This window comes from Microcoleus sp. A6-C6 (genome assembly GCF_036705955.1).
Taxonomy (GTDB): domain Bacteria; phylum Cyanobacteriota; class Cyanobacteriia; order Cyanobacteriales; family Microcoleaceae; genus Microcoleus.
Map to the genome: position 1 here is coordinate 1 of NZ_JAUBVR010000132.1, position 8271 is coordinate 8271.

At 46.7% G+C, this 8271-nt stretch carries 5 protein-coding genes; 1 reads left to right on the top strand and 4 read right to left on the bottom strand.

Going from position 1 to position 8271, the window contains the following annotated elements; genetic code table 11:
• The 3 genes from QUB52_RS28005 to QUB52_RS28015 form a co-directional block, all read right to left on the bottom strand.
• Window positions 1-372: Uma2 family endonuclease (locus tag QUB52_RS28005; RefSeq protein WP_332975549.1), on the bottom strand; the 372-nt coding region annotated here is incomplete at its 3' end.
• Window positions 373-477: 105 nt separating this feature from the next.
• Window positions 478-1746, bottom strand: coding sequence for a M16 family metallopeptidase (locus QUB52_RS28010; RefSeq protein ID WP_332967703.1), 1269 nt, complete (start codon window positions 1744-1746; stop codon window positions 478-480).
• Between the two features lie 323 nt (window positions 1747-2069).
• Window positions 2070-3335: a M16 family metallopeptidase gene (locus tag QUB52_RS28015; RefSeq protein WP_265234252.1), complete on the bottom strand. Its 1266-nt coding sequence runs from the start codon at window positions 3333-3335 to the stop codon at window positions 2070-2072.
• Window positions 3336-3702: 367 nt separating this feature from the next.
• Here QUB52_RS28015 and QUB52_RS28020 point away from each other — a divergent pair, with 367 nt between their 5' ends.
• A complete protein-coding gene (locus QUB52_RS28020; RefSeq protein ID WP_332975548.1) occupies window positions 3703-4731 on the top strand; it encodes a hemerythrin domain-containing protein in 1029 nt (342 codons plus the stop codon).
• 395 nt (window positions 4732-5126) lie between these two features.
• Here QUB52_RS28020 and QUB52_RS28025 read toward each other — a convergent pair whose 3' ends face one another.
• Window positions 5127-7718, bottom strand: coding sequence for an SdrD B-like domain-containing protein (locus tag QUB52_RS28025; RefSeq protein WP_265234254.1), 2592 nt, complete (start codon window positions 7716-7718; stop codon window positions 5127-5129).
• Window positions 7719-8271 lie beyond the last annotated feature (553 nt).

The window sequence follows — 8271 nt, forward strand, 5'->3', positions numbered from 1 at the left end:
ATCTTTATTTGGCAATTTTACTAGCTTTTTCATTTTAACCCTTTTTTGGCATACTCGCCAAAGTGAGATGCACCCTTTGCTAAGTTCATCTCGATCGACAACTGCAACATCAGGTCGAAATGCTGTCATACCAATATTTGAAGGGCGCAATAGTCCCCGCTGAAGCACAAACGAAGGTAAGCCTGTTGCGTCGATCTGGACACAGATTTTTGTGGTAATGAAGGCTGCAACCTCTTCGTGAGGGCCTGTTGGTTCCAAGTCGAATACCTCTCCATCAATCAGTTCATAGCGGTTATCGCCACCGTAACGGGCGATAAACTCGTCAAAGCTGAGTGGTTTATGTTGTATTGGTTGGTCGATCGCAATGGTCATAGCTCAACTTAGCCCAATCAATTCTTTTAGTCTATCAGTAGGTAATAGGTAATAGGTAAATCGCAGCGATCGAACTTTTGAAAAGTTCGATCGCTAATTTCCTACTCAACAAACAGCCATCACACCCAATTCCTGAATCGCCGCTTCCGGGCCCACCAGAGAAATATATGGTTCGATGAAGTATTTCCGAGCAGCTTCCTGAGCTTCAGCAGTTGTTACCGCCGCAATTTCTGCTTGAAATTCCTGGTCAAATTTAATACCCAATTCCAGAATTTCATACCAGCCTAAAACTTGAGCAATTTGCGAATTAGTTTGTTTTCCTAAAGCATATTGACCTAGCATTTTATTCTTGCAAGCTTGCAATTCTTCTTCGCTTAGTTTGGTGTTGGCTAGCCGATCGACCTCAGTGCGCAATCCTTCAAAAGCAGTCACCGTATTTTCCGGCGCTGTACCCATGTACGCGACAAACTGAGCCTTGTCCAGGCGCGTCGCGTAGAGCGCGGAAACATCGTAAGCTAAACCCCGTTTTTCCCGCAATTCCACAAACAACCGACTCGACAAACCGTTACCCAAATAGGTATTCAACAACTTCATTGCTGCGTAGTCGGGATTTTTGACAGACGGTGCGAGGTAGCCCAGCATAATCACTGATTGCTGCGTATCTTGCGCCTTAGCGACGCATTGAGGGGAAGGTGTCAACGGGGATACTGCTAAAGTTGGCAGGGGTGTTAAAGGTGCTTTCCAGTCGCCAAATGTTCGATCGATTAAAGCGATCGCATCTTCAGTCGATATTCTGCCGGCTACAGAAATAACTACATTATCGGGACGGAAATAGGTTTTGTGGAACTGTTCGAGCTCGTTTCTGGTGAGCTTTGACATCGTAGCTTCCGTGCCCAAGGTTGAGAAAGCATAGGGATGTTCCTTGTACATCGCGTGTCGCAATTGCTCGAAGGCGATCGCAAATGGCTGTTCTTGTTGCGATCGAATTGCTGATATGGCGATGCGGCGTTCGAGTTCGACTTCAGCTTCCGGGAAAGTGGGCGATCGCATCAATTCCGCAGCCAACTCCAAAATGTCCTGAAAATCGGCAACAACCGTCTTCAAACTCACTAAAAAGTAATCGGTAGTCGAGTCTGTACTCAACCTCGCTCCTACTGATTCTACACGTTCGGCAATTTCTAGCGAAGACAGGCGATCGGTTCCCTTAGTCATTACCGCCGACAGCAAGTGAGACAATCCTGCTTGTTCGGGCTGTACGCAGCGGCTACCGGCGCGCAGAAATATCCTAGCTGCAATAATATCTGCTGCTGGATTTTCTGATGCTAAGACAACAATACCGTTGTCTAAAACCTTGCGCTGGATTTCATTTTTCATCATTAATTTAGTTAGTAATTGGGAATTGGGAATAGGTAATTGGTAATTGGTAATTGGTAATTACTCGATCGCCATTTTGCTATTTTCCATTGGCATCTTGTTATACTGTCATTCCGGGTAAGGTCTGACGCACAATATCTAAATATAGCCTTTCTCAGAAAGATCAGGTACGCTTCCGGCATAGGGCATAGGGCATACCTCACTTTTTTGAGAACCGCTATATAACAACATATATTCGGTAGGGTGCGCGCCAAACAGAGAAAACCCCGGACAAACGAACATCTATCCGGTACAAAAGATCTTGATATTCACTCGGTTAACAATCAGACTGGTTTGAGCACCACGGCGGCGTAGCGCCGGGGAGAAAGATATTGTTGAGCTAGCCGCTGGAGGTCTGATGCTTTAAATGCCTGAATCCTGGTAGGATAGCTGAGGGCTAATTCGGCAGTGGCGATCGTACTGTAATATCCATAAAGACCGGCTAGCTGTCCCGGCGTTTCGATGGAAAAAGCGAAGTCATTGCACAGCAAACGCTTGCAGCGCATCAGTTCTGCCTCGGAAACCGGTTCAGATTGCAATTCCCAAAGCCGATCGCAAATCCGAGCTTCCACCTGTTCGATATCATCCGCTTCCAACACAGCACAAATAGTAAATAAACTCGATTCTCGTTGTAGTGAAAAAGTGCTTTCGATCGCCTGTACCAATTGTAATTCTTCCCGCAGTTCCCGGACTAAACGCGAAGTCCGCCCGTCTGCGAGCAACACTGAGAGCAAATCCAAGCCGCAAGCATTTTGTAACTGTTCAACTCCCGGCCCAGTCCATGCCATCATCAGCCGCGCTTGTTCCAATCGGGGGAGACGGAGTTGCTGACGGCGAATTGCTACTAACGGCGGTTCCGCTTCTGCTGCAAATTTGGGACAATCCCACCTGTCAGAAAACTGCCCAAATGCTTTCCCCGTGATGTCTCTGGCTTGTTCTTCCTCAATTCCTCCGACTATCACCACAGTCATGTTTTCCGGCTGATAGTGCGATCGATGAAAACACCGCATTTCGTGGGGAGTTCGCGACATCAGCAACTCTTCGGTTCCTAATACCGATCGCCTGTAGGGATGCTGCTGGTAAACTGTTTCCATCATTGCTTGGAAACCCAGCCAATCGGGATCGTCTTGAGCTTGGCGAATTTCTTCGAGCACCACATCTCGTTCGCGATCGAATTCCGCATCGGGAATCGCAGCGCGCAGCAGCAATTCGGCCAGTGGCTGCGCCGTTTCTGCTAAATAATCGGCCGCAGCGTTGACGAAAAAATGGGCGTAGTCGTGACTTGTAGCTGCATTGGCGACACCGCCACGATTTTCAATTACTTGGTCAAATTCTCCAGGGGCGATCGCATCCGTCCCTTTAAATATCATGTGTTCTAAAAAATGAGCCATTCCCGACCAAGAATCCGGCTCCTTCATAGCACCAGCCCTCACCCACACGTCTAGGGCAACCACCGGTGTGGCCGAAATCCGCTGGTGAATGACTGTTAACCCATTGTGCAGCTTCCAGACGTTGGCTGGGAACTCTAAAGCAGTTAGGAGTTGAGACAAGCTAGTTATTCTTAAACTTTAGTTAACTTTGGCTGCGACTATGGTAGCGCTTTACTGCTGTGCGATCTGGATTAATTGATACAAAATTCAGTTGTCAGTTGTGAGTTCTCAGTTCTCAGTTCTCATTTCTCATTGGGCAGTTGTGAGTTCTATGTTTTCTGTTCTCTGTTCTTCTGTTCTCATTAAGGGTAGTTTTTGCTGTTTTCAAAACGACCTTAACATTAATTAATTACCATTTTTTTACTCAAAAGTCAATAGGTTGTGCGGGATATTAATGAATCAGTCGGTAGAAAGAGGAAGTTATCAGAATATTTCCATAAATTAAGAGATGTAAGAACACTAAAGACATCCAGAGGAGACACGACAGATGGTAGCTACCTTAGAAGATACCAAGCGCCAAGCGATCGCGATGAAATTAGCAGACATGAAAGCGCTGCAAAACCTGTTGATCGCCAACGAGCAATTGTTCATCAATTCCTGCAACGACTCCGAACTGTGCGATCGCTTCCGGGATATGCTGGAGGACGATCGCAAAAACTTGGGCGTATTGGAAACCACCATCATCCAATACGGCATTCAAGCTGAACCAAAAGAAACCACCACAAAAATGATCGAAGCAGTTCAGAAACTAATGAAAGGTTCTGAACTCACAATGTTTGAAAAAGTCGGTCAGCACGAACTGCTCAAACACCAACAAACAATGGCCGGCTTGTTAGTGCACAAAGCTGCTCAAGTAGTTGGCGCCGACATCGAAGCGGCCATTACTCCGCTCAACACAGTTAACTTTGAAAACCGTGCTCACCAAGAACAACTCAAAGGAGTTCTAGAAGTCTTAGGAGTGCGCGAACTCACCGGAAAAGACCCCGATCAAGGCGTTTGGGCTCGCGTCCAAGATGCGATGGCAGCCATGAGTGGCATCATCGGCGGTGCAGTTACCCGCACCAAAGAAGAGATGAACATCGCTGAAATCATCACAATGGATCACCGCAAAGTCGATACCATATTTATGGAAATCGAAAAAACCGACGATCCTCAAAAACTGCAAGAATTCTTCGGTCAACTTTACAAAGACCTCAGCGTGCACGCAGAAGCCGAAGAACAAGTTGTTTATCCCGCAGTCCGCAGCTACTACACCGATACTCAAGCGCTGTACAACGAGCAAGCAGAAATGAAGCAAATGCTCGCAAAAATCAAGGCTCTCAACCCCAGTTCTTCTGATTTCAAAGCTCAAATCCAACAGCTCAAAGCAGCGGTTCAGGCTCACGTAAAAGAAGAAGAAAATGATATGTTCCCTCAAATTCGCCGCAACTTTAGCGAAGCACAAATGGAACAAATGGCTACTCAATTCAAAGCAGCCAAAAGCACGATTCAGCAAGAAATGGCTAAGAAGAGCTAATTCAGCAGCAAGCTAATTTCCACTCTAGCAAAACTAGAGGATAGTTAAACTGCAACCTATCAATCTCGCTACCAAGGTGGCGGGATTACTGTTTTGCGTGAACTGACCAATGTTCAATAAGAGGACTGAAGTCCTGACTACAAACATTAAGTTCGTAGTCAGGAATGCAAGTCCTTTCTTTCTATCCGTTAACCACAGAGCCACCGTTGGGATGCAAAATTTTATCGGTTATGCTTTTTGCCACACTCTACGACTAATACCAATTATTTTGCAAATTGGTATAAAGACAGTTTGTGCGATCGCTACAACAGCAAACTGCACGTCAAAACAATGTTTTGACGTGCAGCTTAAACCAGCGAATTACTAATTGTTGAGTCTCAAACTAGAGACCCAACTTAAACTTTAAACAGCGGGCTTGGAGCAGGAGCGACGAACAGTAACTTATCGAGAGACTTATCTTCTGTCGTTACAAAAGTCAGCGAACTCGCTGTTTTCAATGCCTCAAGATCATCAAAGTTGGTAACAACTGCACCGCCTGCGACGAATTCAGCGATCATGCTGGCCTTCACCGTAGAATCGGTTGAACTGCCGGGGTTAGTCAAGTCATCGGCGCTAACTGTAGCAGCCACACCCGTGCCATTCAACTCATCAGGGAGGCTAGCAGCAGTTCTGACTGGAACTGGTCTTGCTGGCGAAGGCACTGTATTCGGGCCTGGCACGTCAAAGCTAGTAGGATTCGGGCCAGTGCGGATTGGGAAGGGGTTGATAACGCTAGGATCGCCAAAAACTTCCAAAACTGAGTAAGTTTTGGGCAACAAATCTGAGAATAAAGCAATCCCTTGTGCATTAGTTCTGACTAGAGGCTCAGTGCCTGCATCGAAGCGACCATTTTCGTTCAAATCCAAAGTAAATGGAATGCCTTCCAGAGGGCCTTCGTTCCCATCTTGTATGCCGTTGCGGTTATCATCTTGGAATTTCCGAACTAACAAATCATAACGGCGAGTGTTGCCAATCAAAGCGCAAGTAAAGGTTTGATTGGGGCCGAGAACGATATCCAGCGGTTGAGTAGTCTGGACGAAGTTCAGTTGAGCCGGAGAAAGCTCTTCTCGGACGCTATAGGTACCAGGAACCAAATTTCTGAATCCAAAAGTACCAAACTGGTCAGTTGTCTGAAATGGTTCTGTTGGCTGCCGTTGACCATCACGGTTGGTATCGATATAGACGACAACGCCACTAATTGCAGGTTCATTACCATCTCGATAACCGTTCTGGTTCAAGTCCTCGAATTTGCAACCAGTGATGTTGCTGTTCGGCGTATTGGCAAAAACAACCCTAGCGTCTTGAGTAGCCAGAGTCACTGGAACGACAGGAGTTGTCGAAGGTGAAAAACCAACTGGTACTACTTCCCGTACCGTGTAATTACCTGCTGGTAAGTTGGGGAAAAATCCTACCCCTTGGGTATTAGTTTGTATTTGTTGTTCTCCAGCTTCAGGAGTCCCATTATTGTTGGTGTCAAGGAATACGGTGACACCGGCAATGGGTGAGTCACCCATATTTGGTTCGTAGCGACCATTTGAATCCACATCATTGTACTTGAATACATTGATGTTTGGTCGAGTGTTACCAAAAGGACTATTCCCTCCCAGTGAATTATTAGGACTTACAGGAAGAAATGTCAGTGCTGGTGAGGGGTTAGTCGCTGGTAAAGGTACAGGCGTGTTGGCAAAAATCGGCCGTTCGCCAGTTGCTGCGATCGATCTTTCACCTGGTTGTTGGATACTGTCGCGGTTAGTATCGATGAATTTAGGGTCTTGTGGTCTCAGCGTATAGGTTGAGTCGGCTACTAACAGCGGTTGCTCTCTGCTGATCGTACCCTGGAACCGTGCTTGCGGCCCAGGTGCCGAAACCAGAGTGGGGTTGGAAGTAGTTCCTACTGGCAGATTGATGTTGCCTGGGACACCGCCACCGACTACTGCTGGTAGTACAGATGGAAAAATTTCCAACACTGAGTAATTATCAGCACGCAAATCTTTGAAGGTAGCGACTCCATTGATATCGGTGATGGTGATTGGTTCTGATCCGGCATCCCAACGACCGTTTTTGTTCAAATCTAAGATGAAGGGTACGCGAGCAACGGCGGGTTCCAAAACTCCACTGACGACATTTCGTGTGCCACTGCGGTCTATGTCTTGAAATTTGTTAACTTCAATTTGATAGAGCGGAGTGTCACCAACTTGAGCGCAGGCAAAAGTTTGACCGGCAGCTACCGTCACGTCTAGTAAAGGAACGTTGTTTGGCGGGGTACTTTGGGGGAAATCTTGTGTTTCTAATGGTTCTGCGTTGGGAGAGTTAATTTTTACTCCATTTGAATCAACTTCTGGTCTGATCCGTTCTTCCCGAACTTTGTAGCTTCCTGGTGCTACGTTGAATGACCAAGCACCATTTTTATCAGTTAAGGTGTTGGGTTCTGCTGCGTCGCGTTGACCGTTGCCATTGATATCAAGATATATCCTGACATTTTTAATGCCCGGTTCATTCCCGTCGCGAAAACCGTCGGCATCTATGTCTAGATATTTGCATCCAATAATTCGGCTGCCTACATCGACTGGGCCGTTACCAAAGAAAACGTTGACATTTCTGTTGCCAACCGTGACCGCGAGGGGGTTGGGAGTAGTAGGGGTCAAATTACTAGGTATTACGGTTTCCCTGAGTACGTAATTGCCCGGGACAATATTTATGAATGAGAACGCGCCGTTAGCGTCCGTCGTGGTTAAGACTTCCCCAGTACCAGCATCAAATACACCGTTGGTGCTTGTTGCTGATTCGAGGAGGATGGGGACATTCGCCAGACCTGGCTCATTTGCCTGTCTGGTGCCATCCCGGTTCTGGTCCAAGAACTTGATACCTAAAATTGCCGGACCAGCATTCCCAACCACAACTGGCTGTAACTGATTGGCAATGCGCTCTTCGTTAGTTAAATTTGCCATGATTTCTCTCCTTCACACCTAAATCCACGTTAATTACAGACTACTGTATGGGTTTGTCAATAGCTGAGTAGCTTTTGCTAGTCGCTGACAATTGCCACTCGATTTTACATACGTCTGTGCTTGAGGTAATGTTCCCCATCTCACACAACAATGCCTCAAGCTTTGTCGCTGGCCAGTATATCAGGTTTTGAAGAACCCTGGCAATTTGAGGGCAACATCTTCAACACTTGCAGGTTTTCTCTGTCCTTACATACTTGCTGGTTCGAGATCTAAAAAGGCCTTGACTGAGTGTTCCCCCCGATCGCAAGTCCGATCGCATCGTTCAGGTTTGTCATGGTTTGCTGTGAAGAGACGATCGCAGCCTCTGAAATTGCCAACCGCAACCCACTTGAGACCGATCGAGCTACCGGACTGGATATGATTTGCTTTGCCTGAAAATATGCCGATCAGGGTTAGGGGAACTGTCTGATAGTTTCTCACAGAAAAGCTCGGTAAGTGGGAAGCTCAGAGACTTTAGTCCTGAGAGGAAAACGATCCGGCGATTTCAATCGCC

What these genes read in the sequence shown, in the direction of transcription:
- QUB52_RS28010 (WP_332967703.1), bottom strand. Translation starts at nt 1,746, where the DNA reads ATGAAAAATGAAATCCAGCGCAAGGTTTTAGACAACGGTATTGTTGTC.
- QUB52_RS28020 (WP_332975548.1), top strand. Translation starts at nt 3,703, where the DNA reads ATGGTAGCTACCTTAGAAGATACCAAGCGCCAAGCGATCGCGATGAAA.
- QUB52_RS28025 (WP_265234254.1), bottom strand. Translation starts at nt 7,718, where the DNA reads ATGGCAAATTTAACTAACGAAGAGCGCATTGCCAATCAGTTACAGCCA.